Consider the following 25,440-nt stretch of genomic DNA (forward strand, 5'->3'; position numbering starts at 1 on the left):
AGCCCCGCACTGCGGGGAGCGCCCCGGGGGCGGCCGATAGCGACAGCCTAAAATCCCCGCCCACCACCTCCCGCCGGACGGCGAAAAAGCAAGGACCCCGAATGAATCCACTCCGCCGCGCCCTGGCCCTCGGCCTCGCTGCCGCCACGCTCGCCCTTGGCGCCCAGGCCCAGAACCGCGAACTGACGGTGGCCTCCAGCGCCACCTACGCGCCCTTCGCCTTCGAGAACAAGGACAAGCAGATCGTCGGCTTCGACATCGACATCATCAACGCCATCGCCAAGCAGCAGGGCCTGAAGATCAAGATCGTCAACACGCCCTTCACCGGCATCTTCGGCGCGCTGAACAACGGCGACGTCGACCTCGTGATCTCGGGCGTCACCATCAACGAGAAGCGCAAGCAGAGCTACGACTTCACGCCTCCCTACTTCGCGGCCCGCCAGCTGATCGCGCTGCCGAAGAACAGCAAGGTCGCCTCGCTGAAGGACCTGGCCGGCAAGAAGATCGCCGTGGTCAGCGCCTCCACCGCCGACGACATCGCCTCGCGCGAATTCGGCAAGACCAACCCCGACATCCGCCGCTTCGAGAGCACGCCGCTCATCATTTCCGAGCTGGCCGGCGGCGGCGTCGATGCAGCCATGGGCGACAACGGCGTGATTGCCTACCGCGTGGCGCAGAACCCCGAGCTGAAGACGCTGGACGACAAGTCCTTCCCCGAAGAAGGCTTCGGCATCGTCGTGAAGAAGGGCGACAAGCCCCTGCTCGACAAGCTCACGGCCGGCCTCGCGGCCATTCGCGCCGACGGCAGCTACGTGACGATCTACAAGAAGTGGTTCAACAAGGACCCGAACGTGCGCTGAGCCGCACGGCATTTCCCTGAACACGGCCGCCCTCACGCGGCCGTTTCGTTTTTCGTTGACTGAGAGTTGAGGACGCAAGCATGGAACAACCAGTGCTGCTTTTCGGATGGTTCCGCTGGGACATCCTGGTGGAATACAAAGACCTGTTCTGGCAGGGCGCCTGGATGACGCTGCGCATGACGGTGGTCTGCGTGCTGCTGGGCTCCAGCTGGGGACTGTGCCTTGCGCTCGCACGCCTGGCGCACCCGCGCCATGCGCCGTGGACCTGGGTGGCGCGTTTCTTCCTGCGCTGGCCGGCCACGGTGTACGTGAGCTTCTTTCGCGGCACGCCGCTGTTCGTGCAGATCCTGCTGATCCACTTCGCGGTGATGCCGGTGTTCATCCACCCGACCTCGGGCATCCTGATCGACGGCGAACTCGCGCGCACGCTCAAGCAGGAGCACGGCGCGCTCATCTCGGGCGTGGTGGCGCTCACGCTCAACTCGGCCGCCTACATCTCCGAAGTGTTCCGCGCGGGCATCCAGTCGATCTCGCGCGGGCAGTTCGATGCCGGCCGCTCGATCGGCTTTTCGCCCGCGCAGGTGATGCGCTACGTGGTGCTGCCGCAGGCCTTCCGCCGCATGCTGCCGCCGCTGGGGAACAACGCCATCGCGCTGCTGAAGGACACCTCGCTGGTCTCCGCCATCGGCCTGGCCGAGCTGGCCTATGCCGCGCGCACCGTGGCCGGCGCCTATGCGCGCTACTGGGAGCCGTACCTCGCGATCTCGGTCATCTACTGGGTGATGACGCTGGTGCTCACGACGATGCTGCGCCGCCTCGAACACCGCCTGGCACGCAGCGACAGGGGTTGAGAGAAGAGGCCGCGCCACAATAGCGGCACATGCCGCCCATATCCCCCGAAGAGACACCGATCCCGCCCGCGCGGCCGCAGCCAACGAAGCTCGCGGCCCTCGAGCCCCTCAAGCTCCCCGTGTTCCGCATGCTGTGGAGCACATGGCTCGTCGCCAACATCTGCATGTGGATGAACGACGTGGCCGCCGCGTGGATGATGACCTCGCTGACCACCTCGCCCATCTGGGTGGCGCTGGTGCAGTCGGCCTCCACGCTGCCGGTTTTCCTGCTGGGCCTGCCCAGCGGCGCGCTGGCCGACATCCTCGACCGCCGGCGCTGGCTGGTGGCCACGCAGTTCTGGCTGGCCGGCACCGCCATCGTGCTGTGCGCCGCGCTGGCGCTCGACCTCATGACCGCGCCGCTGCTGCTGGCGCTCACGTTTGCCAACGGCATCGGCCTGGCGCTGCGCTGGCCGGTGTTCGCGGCCATCGTGCCCGAGCTGGTGCCGCGGCCGCAGCTGCCGGCCGCGCTCGGCCTGAACGGCATCGCGATGAACGCCTCGCGCATCGTCGGCCCGCTCACAGCCGGCATGCTGATCGCGAGCGCGGGCAGCATCTGGGTCTTTGCGCTGAACGCGGTGTTGTCGGTGGCCTCGGGCTTCGTGGTGCTGCGCTGGCGGCGCGAGCACACGCCCAACCCGCTGGGCCGCGAGAAGCTCATCAGCGCGATGCGCGTGGGCGTGCAGTTCGTGCGGCAGTCGCAGCGCATGCGCGCGGTGCTCACGCGCATCTCTATCTTCTTCTTTCACTCGACCGCACTGCTGGCGCTGCTGCCGCTGCTGGCGCGCAACCTCCAGGGCGGCGGCGCGGGCACCTTCACGCTGCTGCTGGCCGCCATGGGCGCGGGCGCGATCATCGCGGTGCTGTTCCTGCCGCGGCTGCGCCAGGCGCTGGGGCGCGACCAGCTGGTGCTGCGCGGCACGCTGCTGCAGTCGGGCGCCACGGCCGTGATGGCTTTCGCGCCCAACGCTTGGGTCGCGGTGCCGGCGATGTTCTTCGGCGGCATGGCGTGGATCACGGTGGCCAATTCGCTGTCGGTGTCGGCCCAGCTCGCACTGCCCGACTGGGTGCGCGCGCGCGGCATGTCGATGTACCAGATGGCGATCATGGGCGCGAGCGCGATCGGCGCGGCAATCTGGGGGCAGGTGGCCACGGTCACCTCGCTGGTCGCCAGCCTTTCCGTCGCCGCCATCAGCGGCACGCTGCTGATGCTCATGGCCCTGCGCTGGGTGACCGACGTCAGCGGCGAGGACGACACCAGCCCCGCGCAGGCCGGCTGGGCCGCCGGCCCGCCGACCGAGGCGCCGCAGGAAGACGGCCGCGTGGTCATCACCGTCGAATTCATGATCGACCCGGCCCGCGCCGCGGCCTTCCACCTCGTGATGCAGCAGACCCGCCGCGCGCGCTTGAGCCAAGGCGCCATCGGCTGGGAGCTGCTGCACGACATCGCGCAGCCGGAGCGCTACGTGGAGCAGATCGTCGACGAGTCGTGGACCGACCACCTGCGCCGCTTCAACCGCGCGACGGCCAGCGACATGGCATTGCGCGAGCGGCGGCTGGCCTTTCACCTCGGCGAATCGCCGCCCGTGGTCACGCGCTATGTGGTGCGGCGATGAGCATGAAAACCTCGCAGATCGCAACGCTCTTCGGCTGCCTCTTCCTCATCGGTTCGGCGGAGGTGCTCGCCGGCCCGATGATGGGCGCCATGCTTGGCTGAGCGCTGCCGGGGCACCATCAACTCGTACCACGCGAGCCTGCTCAACCTGGGCATCTTCTCGGTCTCGTTCGCGCTGGGCACCGTCGTCCCGCGCTTTTCCGTGACCCTGTTTTGCGGCCTGGTGGGCGTTGTCACGCTGCTCGGCGCATGCCTGCTCATTCCGTGGCCGCGCCGCAAGACGCAGACCGTGGCGGCCTGAAAGACACCGGCGCCCGCGCCGTCTCACTACAGCAACATGCAAACATTCGCTCGATTGTTTCTTGATTGTTAATCGTGCCAAATGTCTTGGCAAATGGCCAAACGACCGCCCAGCCCAGGGTCGTGCACGAGAGACAACCAAGAACAAAGGAGCAAGCATGAGCATCGCGCGATCGCATCGGATTCCGCGTCACCTTCCTTCCCCTTCCCCTCTTGCTCGCTGCCTTGCGGCAACGCTCGCCACGCTGGCCGCCGATGGCGCCTATGCCGCCTGCGCGCCAACCGCCACGCCGGGCTCGAACACCTCCGTGGTCTGCGACGGCGCAACGACCGGCTCGGCCAGCGTGATCGCCACGCCGGGCAGCACCGGCGTCGGCATCACCGTGAACAACGGCGCCACGCTCAGCACCAATGCCACGCAGGTCCTGCTGGTGCGCGATGCCAGCACCATCACGAACAACGGCACCATCACCGTCTCGGGCGGCTCGGGTTCTGCCCGCGCGGCGATGGTCGCCACGGGCAATGACAACACCCTGACCAACAACGGCGCCATCCGCACGACGAGCAGCAGCACCTCCGGCATCCTGGTGACGTCGAACAGCAGCACGCGCACGGTCATTACCAACAACGGCAGCATCAGCACCACGGGCGGCAGCTCGCACGGCGTCTCCATGCTGGGCCCGGGCAACACGGTGATCAACAACGGCACCATCAATACCAGCGGCACCTCGGCCAAGGGCGTCTACCTGCAGGGCGGCAACCTCGTCGCCAACCTGCTGGTGAACACCGGCACCATCACCACCACCGGTGCCAACTCGCCCGCGGGCGGCGCCGACGCGGTGCATGCGAACACGCTCGGCTCCAGCTTCTTCTCGCGCGTGGAAAACCGGGCCGGTGGCACGCTGTCCAGCGCCAACGGCTACGGCTATCGCGGCCAGAACGGCAACGACGTGCTGGTCAACGCCGGCACCATCGAAGGACACGGCGGCGCCGCCAACACCGACGCGATCTACATGGGCGCGCTGGGCAACGGCACGCTGATATTGCAGACCGGCTCGGTCATCCGTGGCGGCGCCGACGGCGGCGTCGGAAAAACTGCCAGCACCTTCCTCGAAGGCAGCGGCACGGTGGACAACACGTTCCGCAATTTCCAGAACCTGACGATGCGCGGCACCGAATGGTCGTGGCTGACCGACGCGAATTTCTCCGACTCGATACGGGTGGAGTCCGGCCGCTTCAACCTCCCCGCGACACTGACGAGCCCCGTCATCACGGTGCTCCCCGGCACAACGGTGGCCGGCACCGGCACCTTCGCGGGCAACGTGACCAACCAGGGCACGCTGCTGCCCGGGCCTAACGACGGCGTGAACTTCGGGGCCTTCACCGTGCGCGGCAACTACTTCGGCGGCAGCGGCGCGCTGATGCAGGTCAACACCGTGCTGGCGGGCGACAACTCGCCCTCGGACAAGCTGGTGATCGACGGCGGCGCGGCATCGGGCAGCACCGGCATCCGCGTGGTCAACCGCGGCGGCCTGGGCGCGCCCACGCTGGCCGACGGCATCCTGGTGGTGCAGGCACTCAACGGCGCCACCACGGCCCCCACCGCGTTCTCGCTGACCCAGGCGGTCGAGGCCGGCGCCTACAACTACCGGCTGTTCCGAGGCGGCGCGGCCGGCAACAACCCCGACAACTGGTACCTGCGCAACAACGGCTACCTGGTCGGCGGCACCGTGGTGGGCTCGCTGACAGAAGCGCTCGCGGTCCTCAACGAAACGCCGCCGGTGCCCGGCGCGCCGCCAGCCGCCATGTCGGTGGAGCCGGTCAAGCTCTACCGGCCCGAGGTCCCGCTCTACAGCGCCCTGCCGATCGCGGTGCGCCGCCTCGGGCTCGCGCAGCTGGGCAGCTTCCACGACCGGCAGGGTGACCAGCAATTGCTGGCCGGCGACGGGGACAGCGAAGGCCGGCAGGCCTCGTGGGGCCGCGTGTTCGGCGAGAGCACGCGGCAGCGCCTGCGCGGCGATGCGAATCCGCAGTTCGACGGCAACGTCCACGGCCTGCAGCTCGGCCACGACTTCCTGGTGGGCACCGACGCCGCCGGCGGACGCAACCGCGTCGGCGTGCTGGGTGGCTACACGCGCGCCAGCGGCAGCGCGAGCGGCGTCGCCGACGGGGCCACCAACGAGGCGGCCGGCCGGCTGAGCGTGGAGGGCTACAGCCTCGGCGCGTACTGGACCCGTATCGCGAACAGCGGCTGGTACAGCGACGCCGTGCTCATGGCCACCCGCTTCAAGACCGACGCGATTTCCACGCTCGACCGCGGCGGCAGGCCGCACGGCAAGACGATCACCGCATCGCTGGAAGCGGGCTATCCGTTTGCCCTGAGCGACACCGTGACGCTGCAGCCACAGGCGCAGCTGATCTGGCAGCGCAGCTCGATCGACGATTTCGACGACGGCCTTTCCACCGTGCGCTTCCAGCGCGACAACGCCGTCACCGGCCGGCTGGGCGCGCGGCTCGAAGGCCGCTTCGACGCGGGCGGCGGCGTCTGGAAGCCCTACCTGAAGGTCAACCTGTGGCACACCTTCAGCGGCAGCAACGCGATCTACTTCGGGCCGACCGATCAGGTCGTCAACCGCCGTAACTCGAGCGCGCTCGAAGTCGGCGGCGGCGTTGTCGGCCAAGTGAACAAGACGCTGGCGGTTTACGGCGGGCTGGCGTACACCAGCGCCATCGGCATCACCGAGCAGACCGGCGTGCAGGGGCAAGTGGGGCTGCGCCTGCGCTGGTGAACCCCGGGCGGCGGGCGCTCGGGGTCAATTTTTGACCATTCGAGCAAATTTGATGGCATGCAGCTTGCATGAGCTCGGTCATGAGAGATCAACGGGTATCCACGGATAGCCGATCTTTTTTGACCGCATGGATAATTTAGACCATCATCCCGTTCGTCGCCACGAGGTACACCACGATGAATCCGCCCCCACTGCGCAGCCGTTTCTGGTCTGACCTGACCAGTGAAGAGTTCTCCCGCCTCGACCGTGAACGGCTGATCGCCGTGTTGCCCGTGGGCGCGACCGAGCAGCACGGCCCCCACCTGCCGATGTCGACCGACACCGCCACCATCGACGGCATGGTGCGCGCCACGCTGCCGCACCTGCCCGACGACCTGCCGGTGCTGTTCCTGCCCACCGTGCCCTATGGCAAGAGCAACGAGCACTCGCGCTACCCGGGCACGCTCACCGTGTCGGCGAACACGCTGATCTCGCTGTGGACCGACATCGGCGCCTGCGTTGCCAAGGCAGGCGTGCGCAAGCTGGTGCTCTACAACAGCCACGGCGGCCAGATGAGCGTGATGGACATCGTGGCGCGCGACCTGCGCGAAGCCCACGACATGATGGTCGTGGCCGCCAACTGGTACACGCTGGGCCTGCCCGAAGGCCTGTTCACCGCGCACGAAGGCAGGCACGGCATCCACGCCGGCGACCTCGAAAGCTCGGTCATGCTGCACCTCACGCCCGACTACGTCCGCAAGGACCAGTTCCAGAACTTCAGCTCCATGACGGAGCAGCTGGCCGCCGAGAACAAGTTCCTGTCGATCACCCCCAGCGGCAAGCTCGGCTGGCAGATGCACGACATCAACCCCGCGGGCGCAGCCGGCGACGCCACGCGCGCCACCGCCGAAAAGGGCGCGGCGGTGCTCGACCACGTGGGCCGCCGCTTCGTCGAGCTGCTGCACGAGGTCGACCGCTTCCCCCTGTCGCGCCTCGCCAACCAACCCGCCTGGCGCTAGGCTCGCAGCCATCATGGAAAGCACCACGCCATCCACCCCGCCGCTGGTCACCCTGCGCAACGTCAGCAAGCGTTTCGCCAACGGCACGCTCGCGCTGCAGGGCATGACGCTCGACATCGGCGAGCACGACTTCATCAGCTTCCTGGGCCCCTCGGGCTGCGGCAAGAGCACCGCGCTGCGCCTCATCGCGGGGCTCACGCGCCTCAGTTCGGGCGACATGCACTGGTCGGGTGCCAACACCGGAAAGACGCAGAGCGACCGCGACCTGGGCTTCGTGTTCCAGGAGCCCACGCTCATGCCCTGGGCCAAGGTGTTCGACAACGTCTGGCTGCCACTCAAGCTCGCGGGCATGAGCCGTGACGCGGCTGCGCCGGTGGTGCAGCAGGTGCTTGAAATGGTCGGCCTCTCGCGCTTTGCCGACGTGTACCCGCGCGAGCTCTCGGGCGGCATGAAGATGCGCGTGTCGATTGCGCGCGCACTGGTCACGCACCCGCGGCTGCTGCTGATGGACGAGCCCTTTGCCGCGCTCGACGAGATGACGCGCATCAAGCTCAACAACGACCTGCTGGCCATCTGGCGCGAACACCGCTTCTCGGTCGTGTTCGTCACGCACAGCGTGTACGAGTCGGTGTACCTGTCGAACCGCATCGTGGTGATGGCGGCGCGCCCGGGCCGCGTGATCGACGAGATCCGCATCGACGAACCCTATCCGCGCGGCGAAGAATTCCGCACATCGAGCCGCTACAACGCGCACTGCACTGCCGTGTCGCAATCCCTGCACGGAGCCCTGCATGGCCTCGACATCGATCACTGAGCCCGTCGCCCTCGTGGATGCCAATGCGGATGCGGCGCCCTCCGAGGCATCGCTGCGCGCGCACGAAGACCGGCTGCGCCGGCGCGAGTCGCTGCTGCGCATCGTCGTGCCCGCGGGCATCGTCGTGCTGCTGCTGCTCATCTGGGAATGGACGGTTCGCGCCAACAACATCCCGCACTACATCCTGCCCGCGCCCTCGCTCATTCTTCGCACGCTGTTCGACAACTGGGATTCGCTGTCGAGTGCGCTGTGGTTCACGGTGAAGCTCACGCTGCTCGCGCTCGCCGCGGCCATCGTCGGCGGCGTGCTGCTGGCCATTGCATTCGCGCTGTTCAAGTGGGTGGAGATCGGCCTGTTCCCGATCGCGGTGATCCTGCAGGTGACGCCGATCATCGCGATCGCGCCGCTGATCCTGATCTATGTGTCGAGCACCACGGCGGCGCTGCTGCTGTGCGCGTGGATCGTGGCCTTCTTCCCGATCCTGTCGAACACCGTCATCGGCCTGAAAAGCGCGGACAGCAACCTTCGCGACCTGTTCCAGCTCTACAAGGCCTCGCCGTGGCAGACCTTCCGCTACCTGCTCGCGCCCAGCGCGCTGCCGTACTTCATGGCGGGCCTGAAAATCGCGGGCGGGCTGAGCCTGATCGGCGCGGTGGTGGCCGAGTTCACGGCCGGCACGGCGGGCAAGGAAACGGGTCTTGCATCGCGCATTCTCGAATCGAGTTTCCGCACCGAGATTCCGATGATGTTCGCGGCGCTGCTGCTGGTGTCGTTGCTGGGCATCGTGATCTTCATCGTGTTCGCGGCCTTGTCGCGGCTGGTGCTCGGGCATTGGCACGAAAGCGAAATGCGCCGTGAACGCTAGGACCATCGTGCCTGCCGTCGACTGGGATGCCGTGCGCGCCGACCTGCGCGGCCTCAACCTGATCACCGCGCCGGCCCAGCGCAAGCAGCTGTCGAAAGACTTCTACTGGTACAGCCCCATCCTCACCGCGCAGCTCGCGGGCTGCGTGGCCGACCTCGTCGTCAAGGTCAGCACCGAAGACGACGTGCGGCAGGCCGCCGCCGTGGCCGCAAAATGGAAGCTGCCGCTCACCGTGCGTGCCGGCGGCACCGGCAACTACGGCCAGTGCGTGCCACTCGAAGGCGGCATCGTGCTCGACGTGACGCAGATGTGCCGCGTGCTCGACATCCAGCCCGGACGCATCCGCGTCGAGGCCGGCGCGCGCATGCACGACATCGACCTCGCCGCGCGGGAGACCGGCCAGGCGCTGCGCATGTGGCCCTCGACCTGGCACGTGGCGTCCATCGGCGGCTTCATCGCGGGCGGCTTCGGCGGCATCGGCTCGTTCCGCCACGGCATCCTGCGCGACCCCGGCAACCTGCTGCGCGCACGCGTGATGACGGTGGAGCGCGAGCCGCGCATCATCGAACTGCACGGCGACGAGATCCAGCAGGTGCACCACGCCTATGGCACCAACGGCGTGATCCTCGACGTGGAAGTCGCGCTGAGCCCCGCCGTCGAATGGGTGCACTGCACGGTGCTGTTCGAGACGTATCGCGGCGCGCTCGACTTCGGCATTGCGGCGCAGGCGCCTTCGCTCGACATCTTCCTGCTCTCGACAGTGGAGGCACGCTTCTCGCCCTACTACACGGCCATGCGCGACCGATTTCCTGTCGACCGGCACGCCGTGTTCGCCATGGTCTCGCCGGATTCGATGGCGGACTTCCGTGCGCTCGCCGACGCGCAGGGCGGCACGATCTCTGTCGCCGGCACCGAAGCCGAACTGCTCGCCGACGGCCTGCCCCCGGCCTACGAGTGCGCGTTCAACCACACGACGCTGCAGGCGCTGAAGGCAGACCGCGGCTGGACCTATCTGCAGGTGGCCTACGCCCAGCCCTTCGACCCGGCCGTGGTCGAGCGCCATCTGCAGATCTTCGGCGACGACGTGCTGCAGCACCAGGACTTCGCGCGCGCCAACGGCGAGTGCGGCACCTTCGGCATCCTGCTCGTGCGCTGGAAGGGCGAGGCCCACCAGTACGAAGTGATCCGCGAGATCGAGTCGCAGGGCGGCTGCCAGATCTTCAACCCGCACGTCGTCACCATCGAGGACGGCGGCATGAAGACCATCGACACGCAGCAGATCGAATTCAAGAAGCGCAGCGATCCGATGGGGCTGATGAATCCCGGCAAGACGCGTGGCTGGTCGCCAGAGATGGCTACCGAACGCTGAAAAGATTTAGTCTCCGCATCCCGTACCTTCCAAAACCTCCACAGGAGTCCGTCCCCATGCGCATCCCCGCTTTCAATCTCCGACCGCTTGCTTTCGGCCTGGCCCTCGCGGCCGCCGCCTTCGCCGCGCAGGCGCAGGAAAAAGTGGTGTTCGCCACCAACTGGAAGGCGCAGGCCGGCCACGGCGGCTTCTACCAGGCGCTGGTGGACGGCACCTACAAGAAGTACGGCCTCGACGTCGACATCCAGCAGGGCGGCCCGATGGTCAACAACCGGCCGATGCTGCCGGCCGGCAAGGTCGACTTCCTGATGACGGGCAACCTGCTGCAGTCCTTCGACAACGTGAAGAACGGCGTGCCCACGGTGGTGGTGGCGGCCTTCTTCCAGAAGGACCCGCAGGCCATGTTCGCCCACCCGGGCCAGGGCTTCGACACCTTCAAGGACATGACCAAGGCACCCGTGGCCTTCATCGGCAAGGACGGCCAGTTCAGCTTCTGGCAGTGGATGAAGTCCGAGCACGGCTTCAAGGATTCGCAGCTCAAGCCCTACACCTTCAACGTGGGCCCCTTCCTGGCCGACAAGAAGTCCATTCAACAGGGCTATGCGATTTCGGAGCCGCTGTCGATCAAGGCGCAGGCCGGCTTCGACCCGGTGGTGCAGCTGCTGGCAGACAACGGCTTCTCGACCTACTCGACCACCATCGAGACGCGCGCCGACCTGATCAAGACCAAGCCCGAGACGGTGCGCAAGTTCGTCGAGGCCTCGATCATCGGCTGGAACAACTACCTCTACGGCGACAACAAGGCCGCTAACGAGATGATCGCCAAGATCAACCCCGACTCGCCCGTGGCCGCCTCGCAGGGCTCCATCGAGCTGATGAAGAAGATGGGCATCGTCGACAGCGGCGAATCGCTCACCAAGGGCATCGGCGCGATGGACGAGGCCCGCGTGAAGGACTTCTACGACAAGATGGTCAAGGCCGGCCTGTACAAGACCGGCGAGGTCGATCTCTCGAAAGTCGTGACCACGCAGTTCGTCAACAAGGGCGTCGGCGTCGACGTCCGCAAGAAGCTCACAGGCAAGTAAGCACACCGATTTTTTCCCGTGGGTCGCGCGGGGCTTGCGCCGGGGTCAGATGCCGGCGCCTGGGTTGCCATAAGGCACCGCGCGGCCTTTCACTCCTTGGGCTCTGACCCCGTCTCGCCAGCGACGCAAGTCCTGGGCGAACCGGCCCTCAACCATGAAAACGCTAGTCGTCCACTGCCATCCGAACCCTGACAGCTTCAACCACGCGCTCTATCGCACCGCCCTCGAGGCGCTCGAACCGCGACACCCCGTCAAGGCCATCGACCTGTACGCCGAGGGCTTCGACCCGACGCTGACACGCGAAGAGCGCATCGCCTACCTCGACAACCCCGACCTGATCCGCGAACGCGTGAAACCCCACGTCGAAGCGCTGCTGTGGGCCGAGCATCTTGTGTTCGTGTTTCCCACCTGGTTCCACGGGCCGCCGTCGATGCTCAAGGGCTGGCTCGAACGGGTGTGGCTGCCGGGCGTGGCCTTCCTGCCGGCGGAACGCAAGGGGCAGCTCGCGAAGTCGGGCATGCGGCACATCCGGCGGCTGACGGTGGTGACCACCGGCGGCTCGCCGCGCTGGTTCGTGCTGATGATCGGCGACCCGGGCCGGCGGCTGTTCACGCGCGCGCTGCGTGCGCTGTTCGCGTGGCGCTGCAAGGTGACGTGGCTGCAGCTGCACGACATGAACGCAGCGACCGCACGCGACCGGACCCATTTCATCGAGCGCGTGTCGCGCAAGCTGGGCAGCATCTAGAAAACATCGACACAGGGAGACAACTCCATGAGCCTCGAACGCACGCTCACCGTCCGCGTCGAACGCATCTCGCGGCAGACGCCGGAAATCCTGGCCTTCGAACTGGCCCACCCGTGGGGCCGGCCGCTGCCTTCCTACGAGGCGGGCGCGCACATCGACGTGCACATGCCCGGCGGCTTCTCGCGGCAGTACTCGCTGGCGCGCGCGCCCTCCGACGCCAACTCCTACGTGATCGGCGTGAAGCGCGAGCTCGCCAGCCGCGGCGGTTCGGCCTCGATGCACGAGCGCGTGCGCGAGGGCGACCTGCTGCCGATCAGCGCGCCGCGCAACACCTTTCCGCTGCGCGAGGAAGCCACCCACCACCTGCTGCTGGCCGGTGGCATCGGCATGACGCCGCTGCTGGCGATGGCGCAGGCGCTTGCGGCGCGCGGCGCGCAGTTCACGCTGTGCGTGTTCGCGCGCAGCGAAGAGCATCTGGCCTTCGCCGATGCGCTGCACGCACCCGCGCTGGCGCCGCACCTGCGGCTGCACCTCGACCAGGGTGACGCCTTGCAGCGTATCGACCTGCATGGGTTGCTGGCCGACCGCGCGCCCGGCACGCACCTTTACGTCTGCGGCCCCGGCGGCTTCATGAAGGCGGTGCGCGACGCAGCCGCGCACTGGCCCGAAGACGCGCTGCACGCCGAATACTTCGCCGCACCGACCGACGCCAACGCCACCACCGGCCTGCCCTTCACGCTGAAGCTCGCCCGGCGTGGCATCACCGTGCCGGTGGCTGCCGACCAGACAGCCGTCGACGCGCTGCACGAAGTCGGCATCGACATTCCCGTGTCGTGCCAGCAGGGCCTGTGCGGCACCTGCGTGGTCGAGGGCGACGGCGAAGACGCCGAGCACCGCGACTTCTGCCTCACGGGCAGCGAGCGCCGCCACAAGATTGCGCTGTGCTGCTCGCGCGCCAGGGGCCAGGAACTGGAACTCCAGCTGTGAGCGCGCGTCCTGCTTCCGTCAACGAAGAGAGCGACGCCGAGGCGCCCGCCACGCGCGGCCGCTCGCGCAAGTACACGCAGGTGCTCGGCCTCATCAACCAGGCCGCCATCGAGGTGTTCGCAAGCGAAGGGCTGGCCGGCGCGTCCACGCAGGCCATCGCCGACAAGGCGGGGCTTTCGAAGGCGCAGCTGCATTACTACATCGAGAGCAAGGAAGCGTTGTACCGCCAGGTGCTGCAGGACATCCTCACCGACTGGATCGTGGTGTTCGGCTTCAGCGACGAGGCCTTCGGCCCGCGCAAGGTGCTGGGCGACCTGATCCAGCGCAAGATGATGTTCTCGTTCGAGCACCCGCTGCGCTCGCGGATCTTCACGGCCGAGATGATGCGCGGCGCGCCCGTCATCAACAACATGATGGACACGAGCAAGCAGCGCACCGACCAGGCTGCAGCCGTGATTCAGAACTGGATGAACCAGGGCCTGATGGACAAGGCAGACCCGATGCTGGTGCTGTTCCACATCTGGGCGGTGACGCAGTTCTATGCCGACCACGCCACGCAGGCGGCCTACTACCGCAACGCAGCCCAGCAGGGCCAGGACAAGGACGGCAAAGACCGGCGCTACCTGATCGAGCAGGTGACGGAGTTCCTGCTGAAGGGCGCGGGGGTCAAGTAGAAGAGCGCTGGGGCAGGTACATGGTGGCTTCGACTTCCACCAGCACTTCGTCCCCCGGCAGGAAGCGCGACACCTCCACCACCGTGCTCACCGGCGGCTCGCCCGGATAGAACAAGCCGCGCACGCGGTTGTAGAAGGCGTAGTGCGGCAGGTGGCGGAAGTACTGCACCAGCTTCACCACGTCTTCCATGGTGCCGCCATGCTCGGCGGCGATCTGGCGGATGCGCTCCAGCACGAACCAGCTCTGCGCGACGATGGGCGCCTCGAACACGTCGACCGACATCTGGCCGGTGGCATAGCCCACGCCCTGCAGCGCGGTGCGCGCCGCTTCGGGAATCGCGTCGTAGCCGGCGACGGCGCGGCGCGTGGCCGGGTCGACCGCGACCACGCCGCTCATGAAGACGAAATCGCCGACGCGCTTGGCGGCGGCGTAGTTGGCCATTGGCTTGCCCATCGTGCTCATTGTGTTTTCTCCAGTACCTGGCCAGCGCGGATGACGGTGCGTTGCCGCCCGCGCGGGCCGATGAGTTCGTGTTCGTCTGTGGCCGACAGCAGCAGCAGGTCCGCCGGGCAGCCCGGCGCGATGCGCCCGTCCCATGCGAGCCCCAGCGCTTTCGCGGGGCTCACGGTGACGGTGTCGAGCCAGTCGGAGGCCGGCGCCAGGTGCGCCATCTGCACGCCGAGGCCGAAGGTCTCCAGCAAGTCATAGCTGCCGTAGGGATAGAAGGCGTCCTGCACGTTGTCGGTTGCAAGGCTCGCACGCAAGCCCCGTGCCGCCGCCTCGCGGATGCGCGTGATGCCGCGTTGCACCGGTGTGCGGTCCCAGGCGCCCTGCAGGTAGAGGTTGGTGGTGGGCAGCGCGACAAGGTGAATGCCCGCGCCGACGCACAGTGCCAGCGTTTCTCCGGCAACCGCGTCGTCCTGCGCCGAGAGCGAGCAGGCGTGGCCGCAGACCACGCCGTGCCTGAAGTCGCGCGCCCGCACCAGCTGCGCGATGCTGCGCAGGCCGCTGGCCTCGGGGTCGAGCCCTTCGTCGACATGGAAGTCGAGGCCCAGCCCGTGTTGCTGCGCGAGGTCGAACACACGTCCGAGCTTGTGGACGATGCCTTCGTTGCGATAGACGAATGCGCCGAGCACACCGCCCGCGCGCTTCACCTCGCGCGCGATGCGCTCGCCCGCAGCCTGATCGGCGAACAGGTCGAGCGGCGTGAGCGAGACGAACTGCAGTTCGACGCGGCCGCGCCACTCCTCGCGCAGCGACTCGAACACAGCCAGCGCGGCCGGCGGTTCGGCCTGCACCCAGTCGAGGTGCGTGCGCAGTGCGCGCGTGCCCGATTGCCACGCGTCGTGCAGCGCACGCTCCATGCGAAGCCGCAGCGATTCGCCGGTCCAGCTGTCGCGATGCCTGTTCATGCGGTCGATGGCGGCGAACAAGTTGCCCTGCGCCGCGCCGACGTCCTGCACGGTGTAGTTCTTGTCGATGTGCGCGTGCGCCTCGACCAGTGCGCTCAGCAGCGTGCCGCTTGCGTGCGTCTGTTGGGCGCTCGGCACGATGGATGCAACGCTGTCGCCAGTCAACGTGACATCAAACAACTGCGCATCGCCCGCCGCGAATGCACGCAGCGGCGCCGGAATGCGCAGCGCCTCGAGCTTCATGCGTGCCGCTGCTCCCAGGCCCGCAGCCAGCCGAGGCCGGCCGAGGTGCCGCCCGGCTCCGAACCGCGCTTCGGCCGGTATTCACAGCCGACCCAGCCCTGCCAGCCGCACTGCGCCGACACCTCGTCGATCACGTCGAACAGGTACGGGTAGTTCTGTTCGCCGATGTCCGGCTCGTGGCGCTCGGGCACGCCGGCGATCTGGATGTGGCCGACGCGGCCGGTGGGCAGGTATTTGCGGATCTTCATTGCCACGTCGCCTTCGACGATCTGGCAGTGGTACAGGTCCATCTGCACCTTGAGGTTGGGTGCGCCCACCGTTTCGACGATCTCGTGCGCGTGGTCTTGCCGGTTGAGAAAGAAGCGCGGAATGTCGCGCGTGTTGATCGGCTCGATCAACACGTCGCGGCCGGCCTTGGCGGCTTCGGCCGCGGCCCAGCGCAGGTTGTCGAGGTACACGGGCTGCAGCGCGTCGCGCTCCAGGCCTTCGGGCACGAGGCCGGCCATGACGTGGATGCGGGGGCAGTCGAGCGCCACGGCGTAGTCGATAGCCTTGGCAATGCCTTCGCGAAACTCGGCGTCGCGCCCAGGGAGGCAGGCCAGGCCGCGCTCGCCGCCGTTCCAGTCGCCGGGCGGGCCGTTGAACAGCACCTGCTGCAAGCCGTTGTGCTTGAGCCGCGCCAGGATTTCGTCTTTCGCGAAGTCGTAGGGGAAGAGATATTCCACGGCCTTGAAGCCGTCTTTCGCGGCGGCGTCGAAGCGGTCGAGAAAAGCGAGCTCCGGGTAGAGCATCGAGAGGTTGGCGGCGAATTGGGGCATGGGGTGTTTGTACTACCAGCGCGCACCGAAGGTACGGCGCAGTTCATCGATCTGATCGGCGTTCAGCGGTTCGGGCCGTGCGGCCTGCGTGAGCTGCTGAAGCCGTGCGGTTTCTTCGAGTTCCTCGAGCACTGCCATGGCGGCGGCCGGCGTGTCGTGCCAGACGTTGGGGCCGAGGCGCGTGAGCATCACGGCGCGAATCGGCGTGCCGGCGGTGCCGAAGCGCTCGATGGTTTGTGCCACCTGCTCGGCTGCTTCTGGAGCACCAGGCCGGTGGTACGCAATGACGGGTACATGGCCGACCTTCATCACGAAATACGGTGTAAGCGCGGGCAGCAGTTCGTCTCCCGGCTCGTTCAGCGTGAGCGCGACGCAATGCGTGCTGTGTGTGTGGATCACGCAGGCGGTGTTCGCATCGAACTTGCGCGTCGCGGCGTAAATGCGCGTGTGCAGTGCGATGGTCTTGCTGGCGCGGTCGCCGCTGGTCTGCTGGCCTTGCGCGTCGAGCCTTGCCAATCGCGCCGGGTCGAGAAAACCGAGGCAGGCATCGGTCGGCGTGATCAGGAAGCCGTCGTCCAGCCGCACGCTGATGTTGCCGGCTGTGGCATGCACGTAGCCGCGCTCGAACAGGCTGCGGCCGACGCGGCAGATTTCTTCGCGGGCTTCGTTCTCGGTCATGCGAGCACTGTAAAGGCCTTGGTGAAGAAATCGTCGCTTCCGAAGTTGCCGGACTTCAGCGCGATATGCACGCCTGCCTCTGGCGCAGCATCGGAACGCGCATGGCACCACGGCACGCCGGGGTCGATCTGCGGGCCGATCTGCATCTGCGCGATGCCCAGCGCCTGCACGCATGCACCCGAGGTTTCACCACCGGCCACCACCAGCTGGTGTACGCCGCGTTCGACCAAACCGCGCGCGATGGCTGCAATGGTGCGTTCGACCATCGCGCCGGCCTCTTCGACACCGAGCCTGCCTTGCACCGACTTCACGGCGCCAGCTTCGGCGGTCGAGTAGACGAGCACGGGGCCCTTGTCGATCAAGGGCGCGGCCCAAGCCAGAGCCTCGGCGGCAACGTCCACGCCCGCGGCGATGCGCAATGGGTCGACGGCCATTGCCGCGCCGCCGCGCTGGATGAAATCGAGCACCTGCCGGTTGGTGGCTAGCGAGCAGCTGCCCGAGACCACCGCCGTCTTGCCGCCGGCCTTTGGCAATGCACTGGCCTGCGAAGAAGGCGCGAGTCCGAAGTTGGCCGGCAGGCCGATGGCCACGCCCGAGCCCGCGGTGAGCAACGGCATCTTCGCGAGCGCCGGGCCCATGCGCAGAAGGTCGTCGTTCGACACGGCGTCGACGATGGCGATCGTCACGCCCTCGGCCTTCAGCTGAGCGATGCGCTCGTCGATGGCAGTCGCGCCGCGCGCCACCACCGTGTAGTCGATGAGGCCCACCTTGCGCTTGCACTGCGCCTGCAGCACGCGCACGAGGTTCGGGTCGGTCATCGGCGTGAGCGGGTGGTTCTGCATGCCGCTCTCGTTGAGCAGCACGTCGCCCGCGAACAGGTAGCCCTTGAACACGGTGCGCTTGTTGTCTGGAAAGGCGGGCGTGGCGATGGTGAAGTCGCATTGCAGCGCATCCATCAGCGCCTCGGTCACGGGGCCGATGTTGCCTTGCGCCGTGCTGTCGAAAGTGGAGCAGTACTTGAAGTAGATCTGCTTTGCGCCCTGCGCCTGCAGCCAGCGCAGCGCATCGAGCGACTGCGCGATGGCCTCGGCCGGCGCGATGGTGCGCGACTTGAGTGCGACGACGACGGCATCCACATCGGCATCGAGCGGGCCTTCGGGCACGCCGATGGCCTGCACCACGCGCATGCCCGCGCGCACGAGGTTGTTGGCGAGGTCGGTGGCGCCGGTGAAATCGTCGGCGATGCAGCCGAGCACTAGCTTTGCCATGGGTCAGTCCTTCACGACAGGCAGCTTCACGGCCTGTGCGTTCTCGCGCACGTAGTCGCGCAGGATCGCGTCAAAGCTGGCGTCGGCCTTCAGGCCCAGCGCCTCGGCGCGCGCTGCGTGGATGCGGCTGGGCCAGCTGGTGACGATCTTCGCGATGGCGGCGTCGGGCTCCCAGTCGATCAGGCCGGTGGCATCCTTGCCGGCAATGCGTTCGAGCGCCTGCGCCATCTCGCGCACGGTGGTCGTCAATGCCGGCAGGTTGATCGCAGTGCGTGCACCCCATTCCGCGGCGCTGGCGGTGGCCGCGCGCACGATGCCCGCGACGGTGTTGCCGGGCGATGCCAGCGCGACCGGCGTGTCGGGCGACACGGGGCAACGTGCACGCTCGCCGGCCAACGGCTCGCGCAGCATGCCGCTCAGGAAGCTGGAGGCCGCGCCGTTGGGTTTGCCTGGGCGCACCGACACCGTCATGAGCCGCACATTGCGGCCCTGCACGAAGCCCTTGCGCGTGAAGTCGGCCACCAATTGCTCGCCGATGAATTTCTGGATGCCGTAGCTGTTCTGCGGTGTCGGCAGCGTGGTGTCTTCGATCACGGCGGGCAGGCGCTGCTCGGGCGAATCGCCGAACACGGCGACCGAGCTGGAGAACACGAACACCGGCGAGTGGCCCGCGCGGCGGCAGGCCTCGAGCAGGCCGCGCGTGGTGTCGAGGTTGCTGCGCATGCCTAGGTCGAAGTCGGCCTCGCATTCGCCGCTCACAGCGGCGGCGAGGTGGAACACCGCGTCGGTGTCGGCCAGCGGCAGCGCGCCGTTGCCGGCCTGCTCGTACAGATCGCCCTGCACGAATTGCACGCGGGCATCGCCGGCCAGGTCGGCGGGCGGCGGCACGCGGTCGGCCAGGGTGATGCGCGACACGGGCTGCGCGGCGCCGCCTGCCAGTGCGAGGTTGCCGCCCGCGAGCAGCGTGCGGGCGAGGCGGGCGCCGAGGAAGCCGCAGCCGCCGGTGATGAGGATGTTCATGAGCGAGTGTGTCCTTCTTGTCTTGTTCAGGCCTGTTTTTTCGGCGCCGGCACTTCGATGCCCGGGAAGATCTTGATCACCGCGCTGTCGTCTTCGCGCGCATAGCCCGCGGTCGATGCCTGCATGAACATCTGGTGCGCGGTGGACGACAGCGGCAGCGGAAACTTGGTCGCGCGCGCCACGTCGAGCACCAGGCCCAGGTCTTTCACGAAGATGTCGACGGCCGACAGTGGCGTGTAGTCGCCCGCGAGCACGTGGGCCATGCGGTTCTCGAACATCCAGCTGTTGCCCGCGCTGTGCGTGATGACTTCGTACAGCGCCGCCGGGTCCACGCCTTCGCGCAGGCCCAGCGCCATGGCCTCGGCCGCCGCGGCGATGTGCACGCCGGCCAGCAGCTGGTTGATGACTTTCACCTTGCTGCCCGCGCCTGCGCTGTCGCCCAGGCGGTAGACCTTGGCCGCCATCGCGTCGAGCATCGCGCCAGCCTTCTCGTAGGCGGCAGGCGTGCCGGCGGTCATCATCGTCATCTGGCCGCTCGCAGCCTTCGCGGCGCCGCCGGAGATGGGTGCGTCGAGGTACAGGATGCCCTGCGCGGCAAGGCGCGCTTCGAGCGCCACCGACCAATTTGGATCGACGGTGGAGCACATCACGAACAGGCTGCCGGGCTTCATCGATGCGGCGCAGCCGGGCGTGGTGCCGTCGCCGAACAGCACCGACTCGGTCTGCGCCGCGTTCACGACGACGCTGACGACGATGTCGCACTGCGCGCCGAGCGCGGCCAGCGTGTCGCAGGCCGTGCCGCCATCGCGCGCGAAGGCTTCGGCGACCTCGCGGCGCACGTCGAACACGTGCGGCGCATGGCCCGCGCGGCGCAGCGATTGCGCCATGCCGGCGCCCATGGCGCCGAGGCCTACGAGGCCGACGACGGGAGTGTTGGTGCTGGAAGTCATGCAGGGATTCTTTCTTTCGAGGTCAGCGATTGACGAGTTGCTTGGGCGTGAGCCACACGCCGATGGCGCCGAGCACCAGCGCACCGGCCAGCACGTACATGCCGATCTGCGTGCTGCCGGTCAGGTCTTTCAGGTAGCCGATGAGGTACGGGCTCACGAAGCCCGCGAGGTTGCCCACCGAGTTGATGGCCGCGATGCCGGCGGCCGCCGCCGTGCCGGTGAGGAAAGCGGTGGGCAGCGACCAGAAGAGCGGCGCGCAGGTCAGCACGCCGGCTGCGGCGAGCGAGAGGAACGCCAGCGACACGACCGTGTTCTGCGTGTATGAAGCCGCGACCGTGAAGCCGATCGCGCCCATCAGCGCGGGCACGATCAGGTGCCAGCGGCGCTCCTGCCGGCGGTCGGCGCTGCGGCCGAAGAGGTTCATCGCGACGATGGCGCAGACGAAGGGGATCGCGCTGAGCAGCCCGATGTTCAGGTTGCCCTGCACGCCCGTGGCCTTGACCAGCGTGGGCAGCCAGAAAGTGAGTGCGTATTGGCCCATGACGAAGGCGAAGTAGATGAACGCCATCCACCATATGCGCGCATCGCGGAACACGCCAGCCACCGAGTGCGGGCCCTTGGCGCCATGGGCGGCGTCGCGCGCCACCTCGCGCTGCAGCAGCGCCTTTTCTTCAGCACTCAGCCAGCGCGCCTGGGCGATGCCGTTGTCGAGGTAGACCAGCACCATCACGCCCACGAGCACGGCGGGAACCGCCTCGATCAGGAACATCCACTGCCAGCCGCTCATCGACGAGACGCCGTGGAAGCTGTCCATGATCCAGCCCGACAGCGGGTTGCCGAAGATGCCCGCCACCGGAATGGCCGACATGAACACCGCGATGATCCGCGCGCGCCGGTGCGCCGGGTACCAGTGCGTGAGGTACAGGATCACGCCCGGGTAGAAGCCCGCCTCGGCCACGCCGAGCAGGAAGCGCAGGATGTAGAAGCTGGTCGGCGTCTTCACGAACATGAAGCAGGCCGAGAGCAGGCCCCAGGTGATCATGATCCGCGCGATCCAGATGCGCGCGCCCACGCGGTTGAGCAGCAGGTTGCTCGGCACCTCGAACAGGAAGTAGCCGAGGAAGAAGATGCCCGCGCCCAGGCCGAACACGGTTTCGCTGAAGCCCAGGTCTTGCCCCATCTGCAGCTTGGCGAAGCCCACGTTGACGCGGTCGAGGTACGCGACCACGTAGCACAGCATGAGAAAGGGCACGAGGCGCCAGAACACCTTGGCGTAAGTGCGCTTTTCGAGCGCGGCATCGGCTGCGGCGGACGGCGGCATGGCGCCGGCCTGGAGGGTCGAGGAAGTCATGAGAAAGCTTTGTCTCGGTTGATTTGTCAGGTCATCATACAAATTTGAGATTTGTGAGCTGACCCGGGTAAACCCGGAGATCGCGCCGTTCGCGGCGACTTTCTGGTGTCTTTCTGTGTCGGCTCGGCTGCCTACAAGCTCGCTTTAGCTGCCTATTGGCCAGCCTTCGACCAAGGGCCGCGCGAGTTGCGCGCCTTCCTGCTGCCAGAACGCGGGATCGGCCTGCTCGATGCGGCGGATCGCGTTGTCCATGTGGCTCTTGGCCGCCTCGCGCGCCCGCAGCGGATCGCCGGCCTCGATGGCTTCGACGATGCGCGCATGCTCTTGCGCCACCTCGCGCGCGAAGTCGGCGCGGCGCGCCTCGTTGGCGCGCGTGACGCGGGTGGCGCCGTGCAAAAACTGCCGCAGGTACTGCAGCGTGCCGATGAGGAAGGGGTTGCGCGCAGCCTCGGCAATGGCGCGGTGGAAGCGCACGTCTTCGTCGGCTCCGTTGCCACCCGCTTCCACGGCGGCGTGCAGCGCATCGATGGCGTCGCGGATGCGCTGCACATCGTCTGGCGTGCGGCGCTCGGCGGCCAGCGCGGCCACTTCGGCTTCGAGCGCGCGGCGCAGCTCGACCATCTGGATGACGGCTTCACGCGAGGCCACGTGCGGCATCTCGAAGCGCAGCGGCTCGACGCCGGCGGCACGCACATACACGCCGCTGCCCTGGCGCGAGTCGAGCAGGCCCAGCGACTTGAGCCGCGACACCGCTTCACGCACCACGGTGCGGCTCACGCCGAACTGCTCGGCCAGCGCGGTTTCGGTCGGCAGGCGGTCGCCTTCGGAAAGGCGCCCGCTGCGCACCTCGGCGGCCAATGCATCGGCGACCTGGTCGGCCAGGCGGACGCTGGGGGCGAGGGATTGGAAGCGGGCGGTCATGGGCGCGAATGGGGTGGGGCCTGCGACTCTAACGCAGGCCCTGCGCGACCGCCGCGGCCTCAGTTCAGCGCGTGGCGAGCAGCCCGCGCGATGCTGGCCGCATCGACACCGAAGAACCCGCGCAGCGCCGCACGCGTGTCGCTGCGGCCGAAACCATCGGTGCCCAGCGTGATGTAGCGGCGGCCTTCCGGCAGGAAGGCACGCACGCTCTCAGGCACGGCGCGCACGTAGTCGGTGGCGGCAATGATGGGCGCCTTGCTGCCCTTGCCGAGCTGCTGCGCGATGAACGCGGTGCCGGCTTCTTCACCCGACAACGCGCGCTGCTCGCAAGCCAGCCCGTCGCGCGCAAGTTCGCTCCAGCTCGTGACGCTGAACACCTCGGCCTCGATACCTTCTTCGGCCAGCAGCTGCGCGGCCTTCACAACCTCTGTGAGGATCGCGCCGGAGCCCATCAGCGTGACCTTCTTCTTCGCCTTGCCCGATGCCGGCGCATACGTGCCGAAGCGATAGCACCCGCGCAGGATGTCGCCTTCCGCGCCCTCGGGCACATCGGGCTGCGCGTAGTTCTCGTTCATGAGCGTGACGTAATAGAACACGTCCTTCTGCTCGACCATCATCTCGCGGATGCCCGCATCGACGATCACCGCCATCTCGCCCGCGTAGGCCGGGTCGTAGGCCTTGCAGTTGGGAATGGTCGCGGCCACGAGGTGGCTGCTGCCGTCCTGATGCTGCAGTCCTTCGCCGCCGAGCGTGGTGCGCCCGGACGTGGCGCCGAGCAGGAAGCCGCGCGCACGCTGGTCCGCGGCAGCCCAGATGGCGTCGCCGACGCGCTGGAAGCCGAACATCGAGTAGTAGATGTAGAAGGGCAGCATCGCCAGGCCATGCACGCTGTAGCTGGTGGCGGCCGCCGTCCAGCTCGCGATGGCGCCGGCTTCGCTGATGCCCTCTTCCAGGATCTGCCCGTCGGTGGCTTCGCGATAGCTCAGCACCGAGCCGATGTCTTCCGGCGCGTAGCGCTGGCCCACGCTCGAATAGATGCCCACCTGCTTGAACAGGTTGGCCATGCCGAAGGTGCGCGCCTCGTCGGCCACGATGGGCACGATGCGCGGGCCCAGGGCCTTGTCCTTCATGAGATTGCCCAGCATGCGCACGAAGGCCATGGTGGTGCTCATTTCCTTGCCGGCGGCGGCCGTGGCGAACTGCGCGTAGCTCGCGATGTCGGGCTTGGCCACCACGTCGCAGGCGGTCTCGCGGCGCGGCATGGCGCCGCCGAGCGATTCGCGGTGCTGGCGCAGGTAGCGCATCTCGGCGCTGTCTTCGGCGGGGCGATAGAAGTCCATCGCGGTGGCCTGCGCATCGGTCAGCGGCAGGTTGAAGCGGTCACGGAATTCGATGAGGTCCACGTCGCCCATCTTCTTGTGCGAGTGCGTGGTCATCTTGCCCTGCGCGGCGCTGCCCATGCCGTAGCCCTTCTTGGTGTGGGCGAGGATCACGGTGGGCTGGCCCTTGTGCTTGGCCGCAGCCGCGTAAGCCGCATGGATCTTCACGAGGTCGTGGCCGCCGCGCTTGAGGCGATCGATCTGCTCGTCGGTCATGCCTTCGGCCAGGCGCGCGAGTTCGGGGTTCTGGCCGAAGAAGTTGTCGCGGTTGAAGCGGCCGTCTTTTGCGGCGAAGGTCTGCATCTGGCCGTCGACGGTGTTGGCGAACACGCGGGCCAGCGCGCCGCTCGTGTCCTGCGCGAAGAGGCCATCCCAGTCGCTGCCCCACACGAGCTTGACGACGTTCCAGCCCGCGCCGGCAAACAGCTTTTCGAGCTCGTCGATGATGCGGCCGTTGCCGCGCACTGGGCCGTCCAGCCGCTGCAGGTTGCAGTTGACGACCCACACGAGGTTGTCGAGCTTCTCGCGCGCCGCGAGCGTCAGCGCGCTCATCGATTCGGGCTCGTCCATCTCGCCGTCGCCGAACACGCCCCACACCTTGCGGCCTTCGCAGTTCAGCAGGTTGCGGTGCGTGAGGTAGCGCATGAAGCGCGCGTGGTAGATCGAGCTGATGGGGCCGATGCCCATCGAGCCGGTGGGGAACTGCCAGAAGTCCGGCATCAGGTACGGATGCGGATAGCTGCACAGGCCGCGCGCACCGCTGCCGTCGACGAAGGCGGGAGCGGTGAGCTCCTGGCGGTAGTGCTTCAGGTCTTCTTCGCTCAGGCGGCCTTCGAGGTAGGCCCGCGCATAGACACCTGGGGCGCTGTGCGGCTGGAAGAACACGAGGTCGCCGCGGTGCTGCTCGCTGCGCGCATGAAAGAAGTGGTTGAAGCCGGTCTCGAACAGGTCTGCCGCGCTGGCATAGCTGGCGATGTGGCCGCCGAGTTCGCCATACGCCTGGTTGGCCTTGGCCACCATCGCGAGTGCGTTCCAGCGCATGAGCGAGGCGAGCTTTTCCTCGATGGCAAGGTCGCCCGGGAACGGCGGCTGGTCTTCCGCGGCGATGGTGTTGACGTACGGCGTCGCGAGTTCGGGCTGCCAGCCGATGCGCTGCTGCCGCGCGAGGCGGGCCAGCTCGACCAGCATCTGCCTGGCGCGCTGCGGCCCCTGTGTTTGCGCCAGCGCCACGAAGGCGTCGCGCCATTCGGCGGTCTCGGCGGGATCGGGGTCGTGCGAAAGCTGCGGGTCGAGCAGCAAGGCGCGCATCTGGTCGGCGGAAATCGGGGCGTTCATACCGGCACTTTAGGCCGCCTTGCGGAAAATTAGCTACTGGCGCGGGCAATCCCACGCCAGCCTCGCAGCATAA

At 67.7% G+C, this 25,440-nt stretch carries 23 protein-coding genes; 13 read left to right on the forward strand and 10 right to left on the reverse strand.

Translation table 11 applies throughout. The features are described from left to right. Window positions 1–101: 101 nt before the first annotated feature. The 13 genes from BMW87_RS10785 to BMW87_RS10845 all read left to right on the forward strand — a co-directional run bounded on the left by BMW87_RS10785 (window position 102) and on the right by BMW87_RS10845 (window position 13,991). Window positions 102–860, forward strand: a complete 759-nt coding sequence (locus tag BMW87_RS10785) for a basic amino acid ABC transporter substrate-binding protein (RefSeq protein ID WP_093055354.1) — start codon at window positions 102–104, stop codon at window positions 858–860. A gap of 80 nt (window positions 861–940) precedes the next feature. After that, a complete protein-coding gene (locus BMW87_RS10790; RefSeq protein ID WP_093076217.1) occupies window positions 941–1,711 on the forward strand; it encodes an amino acid ABC transporter permease in 771 nt (256 codons plus the stop codon). Window positions 1,712–1,740: 29 nt separating this feature from the next. Beyond that, window positions 1,741–3,366 carry an MFS transporter gene (locus tag BMW87_RS10795; RefSeq protein WP_093055350.1) on the forward strand — a complete coding sequence of 542 codons (1,626 nt, stop codon included), beginning with the start codon at window positions 1,741–1,743 and terminating at the stop codon, window positions 3,364–3,366. Window positions 3,367–3,459: 93 nt separating this feature from the next. Next, on the forward strand, window positions 3,460–3,666 hold the full coding sequence (locus tag BMW87_RS10800; RefSeq protein ID WP_218149749.1) for a hypothetical protein: 207 nt from the start codon (window positions 3,460–3,462) through the stop codon (window positions 3,664–3,666). A 157-nt stretch (window positions 3,667–3,823) separates the two neighbouring features. Further along, window positions 3,824–6,454, forward strand: coding sequence for an autotransporter family protein (locus BMW87_RS10805; RefSeq protein ID WP_093076219.1), 2,631 nt, complete (start codon window positions 3,824–3,826; stop codon window positions 6,452–6,454). A gap of 176 nt (window positions 6,455–6,630) precedes the next feature. Next, window positions 6,631–7,452 carry a creatininase family protein gene (locus BMW87_RS10810; protein ID WP_093076220.1) on the forward strand — a complete coding sequence of 274 codons (822 nt, stop codon included), beginning with the start codon at window positions 6,631–6,633 and terminating at the stop codon, window positions 7,450–7,452. Window positions 7,453–7,465: 13 nt separating this feature from the next. After that, window positions 7,466–8,266 (forward strand): ABC transporter ATP-binding protein, encoded by an 801-nt coding sequence (locus BMW87_RS10815; RefSeq protein WP_093055344.1) that lies wholly within the window; start codon window positions 7,466–7,468, stop codon window positions 8,264–8,266. Then, entirely contained in the window at window positions 8,244–9,131 is an 888-nt protein-coding gene (locus BMW87_RS10820) for an ABC transporter permease (protein ID WP_177192756.1), read from the forward strand. Before BMW87_RS10815 ends, BMW87_RS10820 begins: the two co-directional genes overlap by 23 nt. After that, window positions 9,121–10,500, forward strand: coding sequence for an FAD-binding oxidoreductase (locus BMW87_RS10825; protein ID WP_093076222.1), 1,380 nt, complete (start codon window positions 9,121–9,123; stop codon window positions 10,498–10,500). Before BMW87_RS10820 ends, BMW87_RS10825 begins: the two co-directional genes overlap by 11 nt. Before the next feature lie 56 nt (window positions 10,501–10,556). Beyond that, complete coding sequence (locus BMW87_RS10830; protein WP_093055340.1) at window positions 10,557–11,585, forward strand: ABC transporter substrate-binding protein; 1,029 nt, start codon at window positions 10,557–10,559, stop codon at window positions 11,583–11,585. 154 nt (window positions 11,586–11,739) lie between these two features. Continuing rightward, a complete protein-coding gene (locus BMW87_RS10835; protein WP_093055338.1) occupies window positions 11,740–12,330 on the forward strand; it encodes an NAD(P)H-dependent oxidoreductase in 591 nt (196 codons plus the stop codon). Between the two features lie 27 nt (window positions 12,331–12,357). Beyond that, window positions 12,358–13,317, forward strand: a complete 960-nt coding sequence (locus BMW87_RS10840; protein ID WP_093076223.1) for a PDR/VanB family oxidoreductase — start codon at window positions 12,358–12,360, stop codon at window positions 13,315–13,317. Further along, complete coding sequence (locus BMW87_RS10845; protein WP_093055334.1) at window positions 13,314–13,991, forward strand: TetR family transcriptional regulator C-terminal domain-containing protein; 678 nt, start codon at window positions 13,314–13,316, stop codon at window positions 13,989–13,991. Before BMW87_RS10840 ends, BMW87_RS10845 begins: the two co-directional genes overlap by 4 nt. On the opposite strand, the gene BMW87_RS10850 is transcribed toward BMW87_RS10845, so the two are convergent. From BMW87_RS10850 to mdeB, 10 genes are all read right to left on the reverse strand, one after another. Beyond that, the gene (locus tag BMW87_RS10850) at window positions 13,984–14,454 is read right to left on the reverse strand and encodes a RidA family protein (protein WP_093076225.1); all 471 of its coding nucleotides are present in this window, start codon (window positions 14,452–14,454) and stop codon (window positions 13,984–13,986) included. The two genes, BMW87_RS10845 and BMW87_RS10850, sit on opposite strands and share 8 nt — an antisense overlap. Further along, entirely contained in the window at window positions 14,451–15,647 is a 1,197-nt protein-coding gene (locus BMW87_RS10855) for an amidohydrolase family protein (protein ID WP_093076226.1), read from the reverse strand. Before BMW87_RS10855 ends, BMW87_RS10850 begins: the two co-directional genes overlap by 4 nt. Further along, window positions 15,644–16,465, reverse strand: a complete 822-nt coding sequence (gene otnI / locus BMW87_RS10860) for a 2-oxo-tetronate isomerase (RefSeq protein ID WP_093076228.1) — start codon at window positions 16,463–16,465, stop codon at window positions 15,644–15,646. The genes BMW87_RS10855 and otnI overlap by 4 nt, the downstream gene beginning before the upstream one ends. A gap of 12 nt (window positions 16,466–16,477) precedes the next feature. Next, window positions 16,478–17,143 carry a class II aldolase/adducin family protein gene (locus BMW87_RS10865; RefSeq protein WP_093076229.1) on the reverse strand — a complete coding sequence of 222 codons (666 nt, stop codon included), beginning with the start codon at window positions 17,141–17,143 and terminating at the stop codon, window positions 16,478–16,480. Beyond that, a complete protein-coding gene (otnK, locus tag BMW87_RS10870) occupies window positions 17,140–18,411 on the reverse strand; it encodes a 3-oxo-tetronate kinase (RefSeq protein WP_093076231.1) in 1,272 nt (423 codons plus the stop codon). The genes BMW87_RS10865 and otnK overlap by 4 nt, the downstream gene beginning before the upstream one ends. A 3-nt stretch (window positions 18,412–18,414) precedes the next feature. Beyond that, window positions 18,415–19,431, reverse strand: a complete 1,017-nt coding sequence (gene denD / locus BMW87_RS10875; RefSeq protein ID WP_093076232.1) for a D-erythronate dehydrogenase — start codon at window positions 19,429–19,431, stop codon at window positions 18,415–18,417. Window positions 19,432–19,457: 26 nt separating this feature from the next. Further along, window positions 19,458–20,381, reverse strand: coding sequence for an L-threonate dehydrogenase (gene ltnD, locus BMW87_RS10880; RefSeq protein ID WP_093076234.1), 924 nt, complete (start codon window positions 20,379–20,381; stop codon window positions 19,458–19,460). Window positions 20,382–20,403: 22 nt separating this feature from the next. Next, window positions 20,404–21,732: an MFS transporter gene (locus tag BMW87_RS10885; protein ID WP_093076235.1), complete on the reverse strand. Its 1,329-nt coding sequence runs from the start codon at window positions 21,730–21,732 to the stop codon at window positions 20,404–20,406. A 144-nt stretch (window positions 21,733–21,876) separates the two neighbouring features. Continuing rightward, window positions 21,877–22,653 (reverse strand): FadR/GntR family transcriptional regulator, encoded by a 777-nt coding sequence (locus BMW87_RS10890; protein ID WP_093076237.1) that lies wholly within the window; start codon window positions 22,651–22,653, stop codon window positions 21,877–21,879. A 59-nt stretch (window positions 22,654–22,712) separates the two neighbouring features. After that, a complete protein-coding gene (gene mdeB / locus BMW87_RS10895) occupies window positions 22,713–25,367 on the reverse strand; it encodes an alpha-ketoglutarate dehydrogenase (RefSeq protein ID WP_093076238.1) in 2,655 nt (884 codons plus the stop codon). Between the last annotated feature and the right edge of the window lie 73 nt (window positions 25,368–25,440).

The sequence above is a fragment of the Variovorax sp. OV084 genome, assembly GCF_900111625.1.
Taxonomy (GTDB): Bacteria; Pseudomonadota; Gammaproteobacteria; order Burkholderiales; family Burkholderiaceae_C; genus Variovorax.